This window comes from Paraglaciecola sp. QJM3NY_14, from assembly GCF_056173245.1.
The window spans coordinates 698,013-715,935 of record NZ_CM149664.1; the positions used below are offsets into that span (position 1 = coordinate 698,013).

Annotated in this window: 11 protein-coding genes; 8 read left to right on the forward strand and 3 right to left on the reverse strand. The window is 45.6% G+C overall.

What is annotated here, in order from left to right:
• The first annotated feature begins 29 nt into the window (after positions 1 to 29).
• The 6 genes from rpoC to AC0VYA_RS03100 all read left to right on the forward strand — a co-directional run bounded on the left by rpoC (position 30) and on the right by AC0VYA_RS03100 (position 11,517).
• The gene (gene rpoC, locus AC0VYA_RS03075; RefSeq protein ID WP_011573498.1) at positions 30 to 4,217 is read left to right on the forward strand and encodes a DNA-directed RNA polymerase subunit beta'; all 4,188 of its coding nucleotides are present in this window, start codon (positions 30 to 32) and stop codon (positions 4,215 to 4,217) included.
• 209 nt (positions 4,218 to 4,426) lie between these two features.
• Positions 4,427 to 4,801 carry a 30S ribosomal protein S12 gene (gene rpsL / locus AC0VYA_RS03080; protein ID WP_006992809.1) on the forward strand — a complete coding sequence of 125 codons (375 nt, stop codon included), beginning with the start codon at positions 4,427 to 4,429 and terminating at the stop codon, positions 4,799 to 4,801.
• A gap of 76 nt (positions 4,802 to 4,877) precedes the next feature.
• The gene (rpsG, locus tag AC0VYA_RS03085) at positions 4,878 to 5,348 is read left to right on the forward strand and encodes a 30S ribosomal protein S7 (protein WP_011573499.1); all 471 of its coding nucleotides are present in this window, start codon (positions 4,878 to 4,880) and stop codon (positions 5,346 to 5,348) included.
• 12 nt (positions 5,349 to 5,360) lie between these two features.
• Positions 5,361 to 7,466, forward strand: a complete 2,106-nt coding sequence (fusA, locus tag AC0VYA_RS03090) for an elongation factor G (protein ID WP_475489999.1) — start codon at positions 5,361 to 5,363, stop codon at positions 7,464 to 7,466.
• 63 nt (positions 7,467 to 7,529) lie between these two features.
• The gene (gene tuf / locus AC0VYA_RS03095; RefSeq protein WP_011573501.1) at positions 7,530 to 8,714 is read left to right on the forward strand and encodes an elongation factor Tu; all 1,185 of its coding nucleotides are present in this window, start codon (positions 7,530 to 7,532) and stop codon (positions 8,712 to 8,714) included.
• A gap of 877 nt (positions 8,715 to 9,591) precedes the next feature.
• Complete coding sequence (locus tag AC0VYA_RS03100; RefSeq protein ID WP_475490000.1) at positions 9,592 to 11,517, forward strand: methyl-accepting chemotaxis protein; 1,926 nt, start codon at positions 9,592 to 9,594, stop codon at positions 11,515 to 11,517.
• Positions 11,518 to 11,538: 21 nt separating this feature from the next.
• Here the strand turns inward: AC0VYA_RS03100 and AC0VYA_RS03105 are convergent, their stop codons facing one another.
• Complete coding sequence (locus tag AC0VYA_RS03105) at positions 11,539 to 12,168, reverse strand: YigZ family protein (protein ID WP_475490001.1); 630 nt, start codon at positions 12,166 to 12,168, stop codon at positions 11,539 to 11,541.
• 187 nt (positions 12,169 to 12,355) lie between these two features.
• Complete coding sequence (ppc, locus tag AC0VYA_RS03110; RefSeq protein WP_011573504.1) at positions 12,356 to 14,974, reverse strand: phosphoenolpyruvate carboxylase; 2,619 nt, start codon at positions 14,972 to 14,974, stop codon at positions 12,356 to 12,358.
• A gap of 303 nt (positions 14,975 to 15,277) precedes the next feature.
• Here ppc and AC0VYA_RS03115 point away from each other — a divergent pair, with 303 nt between their 5' ends.
• Complete coding sequence (locus AC0VYA_RS03115) at positions 15,278 to 15,898, forward strand: FKBP-type peptidyl-prolyl cis-trans isomerase (RefSeq protein ID WP_006994029.1); 621 nt, start codon at positions 15,278 to 15,280, stop codon at positions 15,896 to 15,898.
• Positions 15,899 to 16,095: 197 nt separating this feature from the next.
• Positions 16,096 to 17,661, forward strand: coding sequence for a SulP family inorganic anion transporter (locus tag AC0VYA_RS03120; RefSeq protein ID WP_475490002.1), 1,566 nt, complete (start codon positions 16,096 to 16,098; stop codon positions 17,659 to 17,661).
• Positions 17,662 to 17,735: 74 nt separating this feature from the next.
• Here the strand turns inward: AC0VYA_RS03120 and AC0VYA_RS03125 are convergent, their stop codons facing one another.
• Complete coding sequence (locus tag AC0VYA_RS03125) at positions 17,736 to 17,906, reverse strand: DUF3545 family protein (protein WP_006994027.1); 171 nt, start codon at positions 17,904 to 17,906, stop codon at positions 17,736 to 17,738.
• Positions 17,907 to 17,923 lie beyond the last annotated feature (17 nt).

A 17,923-nucleotide genomic window follows, 5' to 3' on the forward strand; every position in this document is an offset into this window, starting at 1 on the left:
TTTTCAACTGACTCCGCTGGGAGAGTAATGTGAAAGACTTATTAAAGTTTCTTAAACAACAACACAAGTCCGAAGAATTCGATAATATTCGAATTGGTCTTGCGTCACCTGACATGATCCGTTCATGGTCTTTCGGTGAAGTTAAGAAGCCAGAAACCATTAACTACCGTACTTTCAAGCCTGAGCGTGATGGCTTGTTCTGTGCGCGTATTTTTGGACCGGTTAAAGACTACGAGTGTTTGTGTGGCAAATATAAGCGCCTTAAACACCGTGGTGTTATATGTGAAAAATGTGGCGTTGAAGTAACTTTAACCAAAGTACGCCGTGAGCGTATGGGCCACATTGAATTGGCAAGTCCAGTTGCACATATTTGGTTCCTTAAATCATTACCGTCACGTATCGGTTTGATGCTTGATATGACACTTCGTGATATCGAACGTGTGCTTTATTTCGAGTCATATGTTGTTGCCGAGCCTGGCATGACAACGCTTGAGCGCAGCCAACTTCTTTCTGAAGAAGAATATCTTGATGCGCTAGAAGAGCACGGTGACGAGTTTGAAGCGAAAATGGGTGCCGAAGCGGTTTTCGAATTGCTTAAAGCCCTAGACGTTGATGCTGATGTTGCTGCTATGCGCGAAGAGTTGCCTAGCATTAACTCTGAGACTCGTCGTAAGAAAATCACTAAGCGCTTGAAGCTACTTGAATCGTTCCAATTGTCTGGTAACAAGCCAGAGTGGATGATCCTTACTGTTCTTCCGGTATTACCACCTGACTTACGTCCTCTGGTACCGCTAGATGGTGGTCGTTTTGCAACATCTGATTTGAACGATCTGTATCGTCGAGTGATTAACCGTAACAACCGTTTGAAGCGTCTTCTAGACCTTGCTGCACCTGACATTATCGTGCGCAACGAAAAACGTATGTTACAAGAAGCGGTTGATGCCTTGTTAGATAACGGCCGTCGTGGTCGTGCTATCACAGGCTCAAATAAGCGTCCTCTTAAATCTTTGGCCGACATGATCAAAGGTAAGCAAGGTCGTTTCCGTCAAAACTTATTGGGTAAACGTGTAGATTACTCTGGTCGTTCAGTTATCACTGTTGGTCCTACTCTACGTTTACATCAGTGTGGTCTTCCTAAGAAGATGGCACTTGAGCTATTCAAACCGTTCATCTATGGAAAATTAGAAGGGCGTGGTTTAGCGACAACCATTAAAGCAGCCAAAAAATTAGTTGAACGTGAAGATCCGGAAGTATGGGATGTGTTAGACGAAGTTATTCGTGAACACCCAGTATTACTTAACCGTGCGCCTACACTTCACCGATTGGGTATCCAGGCGTTTGAGCCAACCCTAATTGAAGGTAAAGCGATCCAATTGCACCCATTAGTATGTGCGGCGTATAACGCTGACTTCGATGGTGACCAAATGGCGGTTCACGTTCCGTTGACTATCGAAGCACAGCTAGAAGCACGTGCGTTAATGATGTCAACCAACAACATTCTATCACCAGCCAATGGTGAGCCTATCATCGTTCCTTCACAGGATGTTGTAATGGGCTTGTACTATATGACACGTGACCGTGTTAATGGTTTAGGTGAAGGCATGATGTTCACTAGCCCAGACGAAGCTGAAAAAGCGTATCGTACGGGTAATGCGGAACTTCACGCTCGCGTTAAGGTACGTATCACTGAGTATGACGTAGCAGAAGACGGTTCTAAGACAGAGAAAGTAACATTGACAGATACTACTGTTGGTCGTGCAATCTTGTCTTTGGTATTACCAAAAGGCTTGCCTTTTGAGTTAATCAACCAAGCCATGGGCAAGAAGATGATTTCTCGCCTACTGAACGCTTGTTACCGTACTCTAGGTCTGAAAGATACTGTTATCGCGGCTGACCAAATTATGTATACCGGTTTCCACTACGCAATGATTGCGGGTGCGTCTGTTGGTATCGATGACATGGTTATCCCTGATGCGAAAAAAGACATCATTGAAGGTGCTGAAGCTGAAGTACGTGAAATCCAAGAGCAATTCCAGTCTGGTCTTGTTACTGCGGGTGAGCGTTACAACAAGGTTATCGATATCTGGTCTAACGCTAACGAAAAAGTAGCGAAAGCCATGATGGAAAATCTATCAATCGAAACGGTTAAGAACCGTGACGGTGAGATGGAAGACCAAGCATCATTCAACTCAGTATTTATGATGGCCGACTCTGGTGCTCGTGGTAGTGCCGCACAGATTCGTCAGTTGGCGGGTATGCGTGGTCTGATGGCGAAACCAGATGGTTCAATCATCGAAACGCCAATCACCGCTAACTTCCGTGAAGGTCTAAACGTACTTCAGTACTTTATATCTACTCACGGTGCGCGTAAAGGTTTGGCCGATACGGCATTGAAAACAGCTAACTCAGGTTACTTGACTCGTCGTTTGGTTGATGTTGCACAAGATTTGGTTATCAATAACGAAGATTGTGGCACATTCGAAGGTGTGAAAATGACACCGCTAATCGAAGGTGGTGACGTTGTTGAGCCGCTTCGTGAACGTGTACTAGGTCGTACCGTTGCTGAAGACGTGTTGAAGCCTGGTACTAATGAAATTCTAGTAGAACGTAACGTGCTACTGGATGAAGCATTGGTTGATATGCTTGAGTCTAACTCGGTTGATCAAATCCAAGTTCGCTCGGTTATTACCTGTGAAAATGACTTTGGTGTATGTGCTAAGTGTTACGGTCGTGACCTTGCACGTGGTCACATGGTTGGTCACGGTGAAGCGGTTGGTGTTATTGCAGCACAATCAATCGGTGAGCCAGGTACACAGTTAACCATGCGTACGTTCCACATCGGTGGTGCGGCATCACGAGCGTCAGCTGAGAACAGCGTACAGGTCAAAACAACAGGTACACTGAAGCTACAAAATGCTAAGTTCGTTCGCAACACAGACGACAAAGTGGTTATCGTTTCTCGTTCAACTGAAATCACCATTATTGATGATCAAGGTCGTGAGAAAGAGCGTTATAAGGTGCCTTACGGTGCTATCTTAACCACAGATGACAATGCGACAGTCACTAGCGGTGAAGTCGTTGCTAACTGGGACCCGCATTCGCATCCAATCGTTACTGAGCGTCAAGCTAAGATCAGCTTTGCCGACATCGATGACAGTAACACCGAAATGCAGCAGGATGAGTTGACAGGTCTTACACGTATCGTCGTAAATGATCTATCTAAGGCGAATGCTAAAGAGCCTAAGCTAATCCTTGAAAGTGATGAGCATGGCTTACAAGAAATTCGTTTGCCGAGTTTCACCACGATTGAAGCCACTGACGGTATGCAGGCTAAGCCTGGTGATGTGTTAGCGCGTATTCCTCAGGAAAGCTCGAAAACACGTGATATTACCGGTGGTCTTCCAAGGGTTGCTGACTTGTTCGAAGCACGTAAACCTAAAGAGCCAGCTATTTTAGCGGAAGTCTCAGGTACCATTGGTTGGGGTAAAGAAACCAAAGGTAAGAAACGTCTTGTTATCACGCCGAAAGACGCTGATGCATACGAAGAGATGATCCCTAAATGGCGTCAACTTAACGTGTTCGAAGGTGAAAACGTTGAGAAAGGTGAAGTTATTGCGGATGGCCCAGAGTCACCTCATGACATCCTACGCTTACGTGGTATCAGTGCTGTTTCTAACTATATCGTTAATGAAGTACAAGAAGTTTACCGCCTCCAAGGGGTAAAAATTAACGATAAGCACATCGAAGTGGTTATTCGTCAAATGCTACGTAAGTGTATGATCACTTATGCAGGCGACAGTAACTTCCTTGAAGGTGAGCAAGTAGAAGTATCTAACGTGAAAATCGCTAACCGTGAATTGGAAAAGCAAGGCAAAATTCCTGCTCAGTACGAAACACAGTTATTGGGTATCACAAAAGCATCGTTGTCCACTGAGTCATTTATCTCAGCGGCATCTTTCCAAGAAACCACTCGTGTACTTACCGAAGCTGCTGTGCAAGGTAAAGAAGATGAGTTACGTGGCTTGAAAGAGAACGTTATTGTAGGTCGTTTGATACCAGCCGGAACCGGTTTTGCGTATCACCAGAAACGTACTGCAAGAAAACTAGCAGAGCGTCAGGCAGTTGAAGAGCTATCTGTCTCTGCAGCAGATGCGGAGCAAGCCTTAACTGAAGCACTTAATGCTGAAGTAATGGACACGCCATCATCTGATGAGTAAAAAATAAGATCATTTGTTAACCCAGATGGTATGGACGCCAATTTAGACCTTAATCGGTCTTTATTGGCGTTCTCGCTTGACAGGTCAAACTTTGGTCATTAGACTTCCGCGACCCGAAATTTGGTAACAGATATTGGGCCGCGGATTTTTCGCGTTTTATATCCTATGTAAGGATATTCTCAGTCGTAATTTTAACCAGGAGCTAGTTAATGGCAACAGTTAACCAGTTAGTGCGCAAGCCACGCCAAAAGCCCGATGCGAAGAGCAACGTAGCGGCATTGCAGGCCTGTCCACAACGCCGTGGTGTATGTACTCGTGTATATACCACCACTCCAAAGAAGCCAAACTCTGCATTGCGTAAAGTTTGTCGTGTTCGTTTAACCAACGGTTTTGAAGTTTCTTCATACATCGGTGGTGAAGGCCATAACCTACAAGAGCACAGTGTTGTTCTTATCCGTGGTGGTCGTGTTAAAGATTTACCAGGTGTTCGTTACCACACTGTTCGCGGTACATTAGACTGCGCAGGCGTAAGTTCACGTAAACAAGCCCGTTCTAAGTACGGTGCAAAAAGGCCTAAGTCTTAACGGTTCTCCGTTAGTAAGGCCAAACTAAAGTATTAATTGAGTTTTGGGATATTCCTGAATTCTACGGAGAATTAAGATGCCAAGAAGAAGAGTTGTAGGTCAACGCAAAATCCTACCGGATCCTAAGTTCGGATCGCAGTTACTTGCAAAATTTATGAACGTTGTCATGTTAGATGGCAAAAAATCGACTGCTGAAAAAATCGTTTACGGTGCACTCGACATTGTTGCTGATAAAGCTGGCAAGTCTCACCTAGAAATTTTCGAAGACGCTTTGGACAACATCCGTCCTACGGTAGAAGTTAAATCTCGCCGTGTGGGTGGTTCTACGTACCAAGTACCAGTAGAAGTTCGTCCTGTTCGTCGTAATGCCCTAGGTATGCGCTGGTTAGTTGACGCTGCTCGTAAACGTGGTGAAAAATCAATGGCTCAACGCCTTGCAGCTGAAATGCTCGACGCTGCTGAAAACAAAGGTTCTGCGGTTAAGAAACGTGAAGACGTTCACCGTATGGCTGAAGCCAACAAAGCATTCGCTCACTACCGTTGGTAATAAGAGAAAGCTATGGCTCGTAAAACGCCTATCAATCGCTACCGTAACATCGGTATCGTGGCTCACGTCGATGCAGGTAAAACCACGACGACGGAACGTGTTCTCTTCTACACCGGTTTGTCGCATAAAATCGGTGAAGTCCATGATGGCGCTGCCACTATGGACTGGATGGAACAGGAACAAGAGCGCGGTATCACTATTACCTCGGCGGCTACGACCTGCTTTTGGGCAGGTATGGATAAGCAATACGACCAACATCGCATCAACATCATAGACACGCCTGGACACGTTGACTTCACGATTGAAGTTGAGCGGTCTTTGCGGGTCCTTGATGGTGCCGTTGTCGTATTTTGTGGTTCTTCCGGTGTAGAACCTCAATCAGAAACGGTCTGGCGTCAAGCTGACAAATATCACGTCCCCCGGGTCGTGTTTGTCAACAAGATGGACAGAGCCGGTGCAGATTTTGAACGAGTGGTTGGGCAAATTCGCAAACGACTCGGTGCTACCTGTGTTCCTATTCACCTCAATATCGGTTCAGAAGAGAACTTCAGAGGTGTTATCGATTTGATTAAGATGAAAGCCATCAATTGGAATGAATCTGATCAAGGCATGACATTTACCTATGAAGGTATCCCTGCTGAATTGCAAGACAGAGCAGAAGCGCTACGTACTGAACTTGTAGAAGCCGCCGCAGAAGCCAGTGACGAATTGATGGACAAGTATTTGGAAGGCGAAGAGCTAACCGAAGAAGAGATCAAACTCGCATTGCGCCAGCGTACAATTAATAATGAAATTGTACTCGCTACTTGTGGTTCTGCTTTCAAGAATAAAGGCGTACAAGCGGTTTTGGATGCAGTAATTGAATTCTTACCTGCACCCGCAGACGTACCAGCTATCACTGGTGTGTTAGATGATAAAGATGAAACTGAAGCGACTCGTCCAGCAGATGACGATGCTCCGTTTGCAGCTTTAGCATTTAAAATCGCTACTGACCCATTTGTGGGTACTTTAACATTTTTCCGTTGTTACTCTGGTGTGGTTAACACTGGTGATAGCGTATATAACCCTGTTAAAGCTAAGCGTGAGCGATTTGGTCGTATAGTGCAAATGCACGCGAAAGATCGCGAGGAACTCAAAGAAGTTCGAGCAGGCGATATTGCTGCGGCAATAGGTCTCAAAGATGTGACGACAGGTGACACCTTGTGTGACCCTAACCATATCATTACGCTCGAGCGGATGGACTTCCCTGAGCCCGTTATTTCTATTGCAGTTGAGCCACGCTCACAAGCCGATCAAGAAAAAATGGCCTTAGCGTTAGGTAAACTAGCGGCTGAAGATCCATCATTTAAAGTTAATACTGACGAAGAGTCAGGACAAACAATCATATCTGGGATGGGTGAACTTCATCTTGATATCATTGTAGATCGCATGAGGCGTGAATTTAGCGTCGAATGCAATGTAGGTAAACCTCAAGTTGCTTACCGCGAAACTATTCGTGGCAAAGTCGACGTTGAAGGTAAGTTTGTTCGTCAATCAGGTGGCCGTGGTCAATTTGGTCATGTTTGGCTGACAATCGAGCCTAATGAAGAAGGGGCTGGGTACGAATTTATTAACAATATAGTCGGTGGTGCAATTCCAAAAGAATTCATTCCTTCCGTTGATAAAGGTATCCACGAACAGATGCAAAATGGTGTGCTTGCAGGTTATCCGGTACTTGATGTAAAGGTAACTTTGTTCGACGGTTCATATCATGATGTTGACTCTTCTGAAATGGCGTTTAAAATCGCTGGTTCAATGGGTTTTAGAAAGGGCGCTGCTGAGGCAAAACCTGTATTGCTTGAACCCACAATGAAAGTTGAAGTTACCACCCCAGAAGACTGGATGGGTGATGTTGTTGGTGATTTGAATCGCCGACGCGGTGTGATAGAAGGCATGGAAGACGGTGTCGCTGGGATCAAGATTGTTCTTGCGAAAGTGCCATTATCAGAAATGTTTGGATATTCCACTGACTTGCGTTCAGCTACGCAAGGAAGAGCATCATATTCAATGGAATTTTTTAATTATTCAGAAGCGCCTAATAATGTTGCGAAAGCCATTATTGACGCTCGTCAATCTTAATAAAGGTCTGGTCCGGTTTACTACATTAGTAGGGCCGGGTTTTTAACTTAGGAAATTTGTAAAATGGCAAAAGCAAAGTTTGAACGTACTAAACCCCATGTAAACGTTGGCACAATCGGCCACGTTGACCACGGTAAAACTACACTTACAGCAGCAATTACTACTGTACTAGCAAAAACGTACGGTGGTGCAGCATCTGCATTCGATCAAATCGATAACGCTCCTGAAGAGCGCGAGCGTGGTATCACAATTTCAACGTCTCACGTTGAATACGATACGCCTACTCGTCACTACGCACACGTTGACTGTCCTGGACACGCCGATTATGTAAAAAACATGATCACTGGTGCTGCTCAAATGGATGGCGCGATTCTAGTAGTTGCAGCGACCGATGGTCCTATGCCACAAACACGTGAGCACATCTTGTTAGGCCGTCAGGTTGGCGTACCTTTCATGGTTGTTTTCATGAACAAATGTGACATGGTTGACGACGAAGAATTGTTAGAGTTGGTAGAGATGGAAGTACGTGAATTGCTTTCAGAATACGAATTCCCTGGCGACGACTTACCAGTAATCCAAGGTTCAGCGCTTAAAGCCCTAGAAGGCGAAGAGCAATGGGAAGCAAAAATCATTGAGCTTGCAGAAGCCCTTGATAGCTACATCCCAGAGCCAGAGCGTGACATCGACAAGCCTTTCCTACTTCCAATTGAAGATGTATTCTCAATTTCAGGTCGTGGTACGGTTGTAACAGGTCGTGTTGAGCGTGGTATCGTAAACACAGGTGATGCAGTAGAAATCGTTGGTATGAAAGATACAACGACTTCAACGGTAACTGGTGTTGAAATGTTCCGTAAATTGCTTGACGAAGGTCGTGCTGGTGAGAACATCGGTGCATTGCTTCGTGGTACTAAGCGTGAAGATGTTGAGCGTGGTCAAGTACTAGCTAAGCCTGGTTCAATCAACCCACACACTCAATTCGAAGCTGAAGTATACGTACTAAGCAAAGACGAAGGTGGCCGTCATACTCCATTCTTCAAAGGTTACCGTCCACAGTTCTACTTCCGTACAACTGACGTAACAGGTGCTGTAGAGCTTCCTGAAGGCGTAGAAATGGTAATGCCTGGTGACAACTTGAAATTCGTAGTTGAATTGATTGCTCCTATCGCGATGGACGAAGGTTTACGCTTCGCAATCCGTGAAGGTGGCCGCACAGTAGGTGCAGGCGTTGTTGCAAAAATCATTGCTTAATAGCTAGCAAATTGATTTGAAAGAAAGGTCACTTCGGTGGCCTTTTTTTATGTCCAGACAAAACGGGGTTTAACCCGTCCCTGGTGATGCGGCCAGCCCGATATCCGTATCGGTCGTTCAACCGGCTGGCGCAGTGCGCCAGAAAACCTCCGGTTTCACCCTTTTTTGTGCCTGCACGTATTGTGTGGCTTCAAGCGGATTATTCCGTGACAAAATCGTCGGGAACGATTTTGAACATGCGAAGCATGGCCCGTAGGGCGTAGGGCAGGATGCCCGGAGTAACGTGGCCGCACAGTAGGTGCAGGCGTTGTTGCAAAAATCATTGCTTAATTACTAGCAAATTGATTTGAAAGAAAGGTCACTTCGGTGGCCTTTTTTTATGTCTATACAAAACGAGGTTTAACCCGTCCCTGGTGATGCAACTAGATGTCACTGTACACAAAGCGGGGGTAATCACTTTCTAAGTGATGGGCCCGCTTTTAGAGTGATGTAGCTGTGTACAAAATGCGGTCTAACCCTTCCCTGGTAGCTCGGTCCAGTGCACACAATCCTGTGTGCCCGTTCAGTCAGGCGGCGCAATGCGCCTAAACAAATTGACTTTCACCCATGCCAGTCGTTCAACCAGCTGGTGCGGTGCACCAGAAAGACTCCGGTTTCCTCCTTTGTTAAGTCTGCCAGAAAGCCTATTGTTGCTATCCTGTATGGTAAGTCAGTCTAAGCGCTAAAGCGGAAGCACTTCACTTTCGAAGTTATAGGGCTGGTAAAATTACTAGCCTTTATTTGTTTGTAGTTGTGTAGAATGGTGTTATGCAATGCGTATCGCTGCCGATACAAATATTAATTCCGCCACACTCTTCAAAGTCCTAAAAGAGCACCGATGAAACAGTTGTCCATAAAGCAAAAAATTATTTTCACTCTGAGTATCTTCGTATTGTTAACCTCTACATTAGTAGGCGGTATCAGCATGATGACCGCTCGCACCACGATCGAGGATCGTGTACTTGGCACAGAGTTACCCAACGTTGTTAAGCGGATCGCAAGTGAAATTGACGGCAAAATAACAGCCATGCAAATTGTCGCTACTCAAATTGCGACAGATCCCTTTATTCTGCAATGGAACGAGCAAGGGCAATCAGCAGAAGGTGAGAAACTCCTTGTTCAGTTATTGCAAAATACCGTGAGTCAGCACAACTTGAGTGCCGCTTCGTTTGCGGACAAACAGACGAATCGTTACTGGAATCAAGAGGGTTTTCTGCGTACTTTAAAAGACGATACGGCTGATGGTTGGTTTTTTAAATACATCCAAAGTAAACGAGCCGATATGGTCAGCGTTTATCGAGATCCAAATACGGGTAAAACAGATTTGTTCGTAAACTATCAGCAAGCCAATGGAAGGGGGTTATCTGGTACCGCTAAGTCCTTTAAAGACGTTGTCGATTTGCTCGCAAGTTTTAAGTTAGAAGCATCGGGTTTCGTTTATTTGGTTGATGATCAAGGGCTGGTTCGACTTCATACTGAAACAGGACTGATTAATAACGCCAACCTAGATGCCTTATATGGTAATGGGAGTGGGACCAGCTTATTAGAAAAGAGCGACTTCAATCTAGCCATTGTAGAGATGAACAATACCAAAATGTTCGTCGTAAGCAGTTATATACCCAGCATGAATTGGTATGTCGTGGCCCAAGTACCGTACAACGAAATATTCGCCACCTTAGACAACGCAGTATGGAATATTACGCTCTGGTCAATTCTAATTGCAGCAATAGCCTGTTTGGCCGCGTGGTTCGTCGCTACCAGTATTACGCGGCCCATCAATGAACTTGCAGGCGTCTTTAAAAAATTAGGAACAGGGAACGCGGATCTTGCTTATCGCTTACCTGAAACGGGTCAAAAGGAATTAGCAGATGTTGCAAAGGGCTACAACGATTTCGTTAATCAATTAGATATGACGTTTAGTGACGTAATGCGAAACAGTATAGCGCTTAAAGATGTCGCGCGTTCATTACAAAATATCGCCGGCCAAACCTTAGAAAGTGCGCAACAAAGCGATGAGCACACTCAAGATATATCGATGAATCTAAGTCAGGTGAGCAGTGCAGTAAGTGAAGTGGCAAAAAGTGCTGAATCTGCAACGGTGGTGGCGGTGCAAATCAATTCTGAAGGAGATCAAATATCTCAGGTTATCACTAACACCCAGCAAGATATTAATGGATTAGTGACTAAGATAAACGATGTGGCCGAGGTCATTCGTTCACTGAGCAATAACACGGACACCATTGCTAAAGTACTGGAGAATATTCAAGCTATTTCCGATCAAACGAATCTACTCGCGTTGAATGCCGCCATTGAGGCGGCGCGAGCGGGAGAGCAAGGTAGAGGCTTTGCTGTGGTAGCAGATGAAGTTCGCACATTAGCGAAACGAACGGCAGACTCTACTCATGAAGTGCAAGCGATTATGCAAGAGCTCAAGGTGACCTCGGCATCAGCAACTAAAGAAATCACCTCGATAATTGAGCAATCTCAAGTTACTGCTAGCTCCATAGGAACCGCCCATCAGGTTCTAGAGGCAAATAGTTCACATTTTAATGACATAACTCAAGCCAATCGGTCTGTAGCTGCGGCGACAGAAGAGCAGTCCGTTAGTATCGAGTTGATAAATCGTAATATGCAAGACATCAGAAAGCGCTCTGGGGTGAATATGCAAAAGATTGCTCAGATGGCAGATGAGTCAGGTGGATTAAATGCATTGGCGCAACAGTTGGACGCGTTAACGCATCAGTTCAGCAAAGGTAAACGCTAGTTAAGTTGGCTGGAGACTCAGTTATTCTTTGGGCTCTAGGTGACGTGCTCTGAGCTTTGTGTTCTCAAACAAAGAGGCTTTTTTCAATAAGCTTGTAACCTGAATAGCCTCTACTGAAACCACGATAGAGGCTACTTCTGTAAACCTCGAAGACGTAATACAAAGGTCATATTCACGCGTTAAATCGTCTATAACGCCCTGTAAGGCGTAATCGTATTCAATGGCAATATGAGCTGTTGCTACACGTGTTTTGGTGGTCAACAGCGACAGAGCTTGTTTAACACCGCCGCCATAAGCTTTCACTAAGCCTCCTGTACCCAACTTTGTTCCACCAGAGTAACGGATCACCACTGCGGTTATCTCACCTATATGGCTGCCCTGTAATTGAGCGAGTATCGGCTTACCAGCGGTGCCGCTTGGTTCACCATCATCACTAAAACCTAGCTGCATCGAGTCCGCGGGTGGGCCAGCCACAAAGCCCCAACAATGGTGCCCAGCTTGTGGGTGCGCGTTTTTTATTCGTTGGATAAACGCTTTGGCCTCTGCAGCGCTAGGTGTATGGGAGAGTAGGGTGATAAACCGGCTACGTTTTATTTCTTCTTCAAAGGTGACTGGTGCGCTGGGGATCAAATAAGGGGATGTTATTGCCATAAGCTCAATCTGTGGGGCGTGTAAAGTGGAATGATAGGAATTATACGTAAAATGAAAAAAACTGTCTCAAGTGATTACCTGAGACAGTTTTTATTGCATCAAACCAACGATTTAAGAAGGTGTTGCGTGTTCGTCCTTAAGCGCTACTTCGCAGAGTGCTACCCTGAAGACGCTACCGGGTAGAGTACTACCCCGTATTCCTCATACCTACTGCAATACCGGCGATGGTCACCATCATGGCGCGCTCCAACGTTGGGTCCGCTTCTTCACCTTTTGCACGAATACGCTCTAGCAATTCAATTTGTAAAAAATGCAATGGTTGTAAGTAACCTGCACGGATGTTCATAGATTCATTACCTTTCGGGTCTGACTCCATGACTTCTTTTTGTTGAAGCACATCGAGTAACAAGCTCATGCTCATATTGAGTTCATCACGCAAGGCATCACCTAAATGCCGCAGTTCTTCAGGGACCAAACGCTTGTCATATTCAGCGCTAATACGTGGGTCGGCTTTACCGAACACCATATCTAGCATGGAGAAGCGCGAGTGAAAGAACGGCCAGTTTTGAAGCATGTCGTCGATCAGTGGGCGATGACCTGCGTCAATAGCGGTTTGAACCGCTTTCATTGCACCTAACCACGACGGTAAAACCAAACGTGTTTGCGCCCATGCGAATATCCAAGGTATAGCACGTAGGCTTTCGATCCCGCCGCTAGGTTTACGCTTGGCTGGGCGGCTACCCAGTGGCAATTTGCCTAGTTCTTGTTCCGGCGTGGCGACTCTGAAATAAGGCACGAAATTCTCATCGTGACGTACTGTATTGCGGTAGTTGTCGCGCGCGTTTGCAGCCACTTCGGTGATTAAATCACGCCATTCTTGTTTCGGCGCTGGCGGCGGCGAAATTAGGGCTTCTAATATCGCGCTGGCGTACAAAGCTAAACTGCGCTGAGCAAGTTGCGGCATGCCAAATTTATAACGAATGGTTTCACCTTGCTCGGTAACACGGAAACCGCCAGATAAAGAGCCTGGAGGCTGAGACAGGATCGCTGCATGAGCGGGTAAACCACCACGCCCAATTGTACCGCCGCGACCATGAAACAGCGTTAGCTCAACGCCGTACTTTTCAGCAATCCCAACAAGGGCTTCTTGCGACTCGTACTGAGCCCAACCTGCAGCCATAGCGCCGGCGTCTTTCGCTGAGTCAGAATAACCTATCATTACGTACTGATGACCTTGAATATAACCACGATACCAGTCGATATTCATTAAGGCATCAATAACAGTGGCAGCAGCATTCAGATCGTCAAGCGTTTCGAATAACGGGGCAACAGGCATAGGCCATGTCACGCCGAATTCGCGCAACAATAGGTGCACGCTAAGCACGTCTGAAGGTAAACTCGCCATTGATATAATGTAAATACCGAAGCCTTCTTCACTGTGCTGTGCGACCACTTTACAAGTATCAATCACTTCTTGAACGTCGGCAGAGGGCTGCCATTTGGCTGGAAATAAAGGTCGCTTCGAGCTCAATTCTTTTAACAAGAATGCTTGCTTGTCTTCTTCGCTCCAATTGCCGTAGTCGCCCATGCCTAAGTGGCGGGTAAGCTCACTGAATACGTCAGCGTGACGCTCAGAGTCCTGGCGAATATCCAACTTAAGTAGATGCACTCCAAAACAATGTACTCGGCGAATGGTGTCTAACAAGCGCCCATCGGCAATGACGCTCATGCCGCAAGCTTGCAACGAGTTGTAACATAGCATTAGCGGAGTCAGCAGCTCATCCTTGCTGGCAATCCATTTACTGTCGTCTACTGACGCACCGCTTAGAAATTCAGCAATACCATTTTTGGTATTGGTTAGCGTGTCCAGCAAAGGGCGTAATAGTGCACGATACGGTTCAAGTTCATCGCCTACCATTGAACGAATTGTGTCGTCACAATCACTCATCGACAGCTCTACTTGCAACATATCCACGTCTTGAGCGAACAGTTTCGCTGCGCGTTTACGGGCGAGTAACAGAACTTGCTGAGTCACCTTCGATGTTACGAATGGGTTACCGTCTCGGTCACCGCCCATCCACGAGCTTAATTTCACTGGGGCTGCATCTAGGGGGAGCGCAAGATTGTATTTCGCTTCAAATTTTGCGCTTAGCTCACGCACGAAATCGGGTACTGCTTCCCACAACGAGTTTTCGATAACCGAAAAACCCCAACGAGCTTCATCTACAGGGGTAGGGCGCACGGTGCGAATTTCTTCTGTGTGCCATGCTTGTGCCACCAAATCCGCTATTCTGGTGCGAATTTTATCTCGTTCAATGTCAGATAAGCTCGTTTGATGTATTTGACGCAAACATTGCGCTAATTCGCTGTGTTTGTGGATCAATGTGCGGCGAGTGACCTCGGTAGGATGTGCAGTTAATACCAATTCAATACTGAGTTGGTTTACCGCTTTTTCGAAGGTCTCTGCAGATACGTTATCTTTGTCCAAATGATTGAACAATTCTTGAATAGAGTCTTGATCATGGTTGGCGCTGTTAAATTCTTGCTCGGCGATATTCGCTAAATTTAGAAATTGAGAAAATGCACGACCTACGACTAACAGTTGCTCATCTTCGAGCTCACTAAATAGTGCTTTAAGTTTGTCAGAACATTCACTGTCGCCTTTATATGATTCGCGACCATCTAGTCTGATGGTTTCTATTCGTTGCAGCCACTCATCCCCCAATTGGGCTCGGATCATGTCACCTAACGTTGAACCTAGATTACGTACGGTTTCTTTGAGTTGTGAGTCTAGAATTTTTGGCACTGGTGCCTCCGCTGGAATAATAGAAGATTAAAGAATAATGCTAAAAACAGCCCGTTACCATACTGTTAAAATGGTGAATTGTCTAAAAACCAACTGTGGTTACTTAGCAACAAGATGCATACTTTTACCCTAAAGTTCGTAGCAGCGATAGATGTATTTAAATCTGAAAACTTTCAACGTTGGTTACTGATCAAGCGAAGGTGGACGCTTTTTTAAATCATCGAGCGCTTTGTGATACCCTATCGGCCATTTTTTATAAAGTGGCGTGATTTTACGCCCTTGTTCTAATTTCTAGGAGTGATTGTGTCAGATAAATTTTCAACTATTGAGCTACAAGCAAGCTACGGTATCGGTCTTCAAATGGGTGAGCAATTGCGCGCTAACCCTTTCGACGGATTAGACATCTCTGCCGTGCAAGAAGGCCTAGCTGACGCGTTTAACTTGCAACCCGCGCAAGTGACTAACGACGCGCTGCGTGAAGCATTCAATCAAATCCACGAGCGTATGCAAGCTGCTAAAAATGCTCAGTTTGCTGAAGCGCAAGAAGCAGGTGAAGCGTTCTTGTCAGACAATGCTAAGCGTGATGAAGTAACGGTAACTGAAAGCGGATTACAGTATGAAGTAGTGAATGCGGGTGACGGTGAAACTCCTACTGCTGCATCTACCGTGCGTGTTCATTACCACGGTACCTTGCTAGATGGCACTGTGTTCGACAGCTCTTACGATCGTGGACAACCGGCTGAATTCCCTGTTGGCGGTGTGATCAAAGGGTGGACTGAAGCTCTTCAGCTTATGCAAGTTGGTGCTAAGTTACGTTTATTTGTTCCACATGATCTTGCTTATGGCGAGCAAGGCGCTGGCGGTGCAATTGCTCCATTTAGCACACTTGTGTTTGATGTTGAGCTACTTGATATCATTGCGTAACACGCATTTTATGCTTTAAAAGCCGGTTCGCCGGCTTTTTTTATGCCTGATTACCGCACAGCGATAGAAAGCGTGGCACAAGTGGCACAAAGAGCACGAAAAAATGAGTGTTTAACAAACTGTTAAAACACCTAGCTGGTTTTTGCTGGTAAAATAGCCGGATATTAAGGGTGTTCTTAGATAATAGAGGAAAATGAATGATTGATATAACTGGCGATCGTGGCAGCAATGTCAAAAACGATGTGCTGTCGGGTATCACGGTTGCATTAGCGCTAGTGCCAGAAGCGGTTGCGTTTGCATTCGTAGCAGGTGTTGAGCCAATGGTCGGCTTGTATGCTGCTTTTATGATGGGCTTGATTACGTCTGCAATTGGCGGGCGACCAGGTATGATTTCTGGTGCCACAGGCGCTATGGCTGTAGTCATGGTAGCGTTGGTTGCTCAGCATGGCGTGCAATATTTGTTTGCTGCTGTGTTATTGGCCGGCCTACTGCAAATCTTGGCCGGGGTGTTTAAACTGGGTAAGTTTATACGACTGGTCCCTTACCCCGTTATGCTCGGGTTTGTAAATGGCTTGGCTATCGTGATCTTCTTGGCACAGCTTGGTCAATTTAAGATCACCAACGCATTGGGTGAATTGGAATGGATGCAGGGTAGTGCGCTGTATTACATGCTGGGTCTAGTTGGCTTAACCATGGCAATTATTTTCCTGTTACCTAAGTTAACCAAAGCAGTTCCTGCATCTTTAGTCGCTATTGTCACCGTAACGCTTTTAGTGCATGGCTTAGATTTAGAAGCACGCACTGTTATCGATTTTGTGCGCGATATGTTGCCTGAAGAGCAAAAAGCCACCGCGACGTTAGCAGGTGAGCTACCTAGTTTTGCTATTCCTATGGTGCCTTTTAACCTTCAAACTTTATATATCATTTTACCTACATCCGTGATTCTGGCGTTAGTTGGTTTGATTGAATCGTTGTTAACGTTGTCACTCATCGATGAAATGACCGATACCCGTGGAAGCGGCAATCGTGAATGTGTTGGCCAAGGTGTGGCAAACACAGTTAACGGTGTCTTCGGTGGTATGGGCGGGTGCGCCATGATTGGCCAAAGTATGATTAATATCAACTCTGGCGGTCGCGGTCGTTTATCTGGCATCACAGCGGCGTTAGTACTTCTTGGCTTCATTCTTTTCGCTGCTCCTTTGATTGAAATGATCCCGCTAGCAGCCCTTGTCGGTGTTATGTTTATCGTGGTTATCGGTACGTTTGAGTGGGCCTCTTTCCGTATTATTCGCGGTGTAAATAAAGAAGATGCATTTGTACTATTTCTGGTGACGGCAGTTACTGTTATCGCTGATTTGGCTATTGCGGTAGTGGTTGGCGTAATAGTGTCGGCACTGGTGTTTGCATGGAAACACGCTAAGCACATTTCTGCCAAGACGCATACTGACGAAGATGGATGGAAAGTATATGAGCTACAAGGGCCGCTGTTCTTTGGCTCTGTTTCTTACTTTAAAGACTTGTTCGACCCACAAAATGACCCGCAAGATGTGGTGATTGATTTTAATGACTCTCGTGTTTGGGATTCCTCAGGAGTAGATGCAATTGACTCTTTGGCTGACAAATATCAGCTACAGGGTAAGAAGCTTCATATTAGGCACATCTCAGCAGAATGCCGCGCTTTAATGAGCAAGGCTCAAGGCTATGTTGAAATGAACCTGAATGAAGACCCACGTTATAAAATTGCTACTGACAAATTAGGTTAATCCTAGTCAATATTTGCCAAGCATAAAATTAAAAAAAACGCTGAAGGGTCACTTCAGCGGTTTTTTTTAAGAGATTAGAACATCTCTAATTCGTCGGCTTGGGTCATACCTAGCTCACGCAATTCTTGCCGTAGTTTATAGCGGTCGTGAATTGCTTCAATCTCTCTCCACTTTCTTTTTGTTGTTTTCGTTTTATTCGGGCGGGATTCGGTATCAATTACAGTTAATAATTCAGATGTATCCATTGAGATCTCCATTATTA

What these genes read in the sequence shown, in the direction of transcription:
- rpsL (WP_006992809.1), top strand. Translation starts at nt 4,427, where the DNA reads ATGGCAACAGTTAACCAGTTAGTGCGCAAGCCACGCCAAAAGCCCGAT.
- rpsG (WP_011573499.1), top strand. Translation starts at nt 4,878, where the DNA reads ATGCCAAGAAGAAGAGTTGTAGGTCAACGCAAAATCCTACCGGATCCT.
- fusA (WP_475489999.1), top strand. Translation starts at nt 5,361, where the DNA reads ATGGCTCGTAAAACGCCTATCAATCGCTACCGTAACATCGGTATCGTG.
- tuf (WP_011573501.1), top strand. Translation starts at nt 7,530, where the DNA reads ATGGCAAAAGCAAAGTTTGAACGTACTAAACCCCATGTAAACGTTGGC.
- AC0VYA_RS03100 (WP_475490000.1), top strand. Translation starts at nt 9,592, where the DNA reads ATGAAACAGTTGTCCATAAAGCAAAAAATTATTTTCACTCTGAGTATC.
- AC0VYA_RS03105 (WP_475490001.1), bottom strand. Translation starts at nt 12,168, where the DNA reads ATGGCAATAACATCCCCTTATTTGATCCCCAGCGCACCAGTCACCTTT.
- AC0VYA_RS03120 (WP_475490002.1), top strand. Translation starts at nt 16,096, where the DNA reads ATGATTGATATAACTGGCGATCGTGGCAGCAATGTCAAAAACGATGTG.
- AC0VYA_RS03125 (WP_006994027.1), bottom strand. Translation starts at nt 17,906, where the DNA reads ATGGATACATCTGAATTATTAACTGTAATTGATACCGAATCCCGCCCG.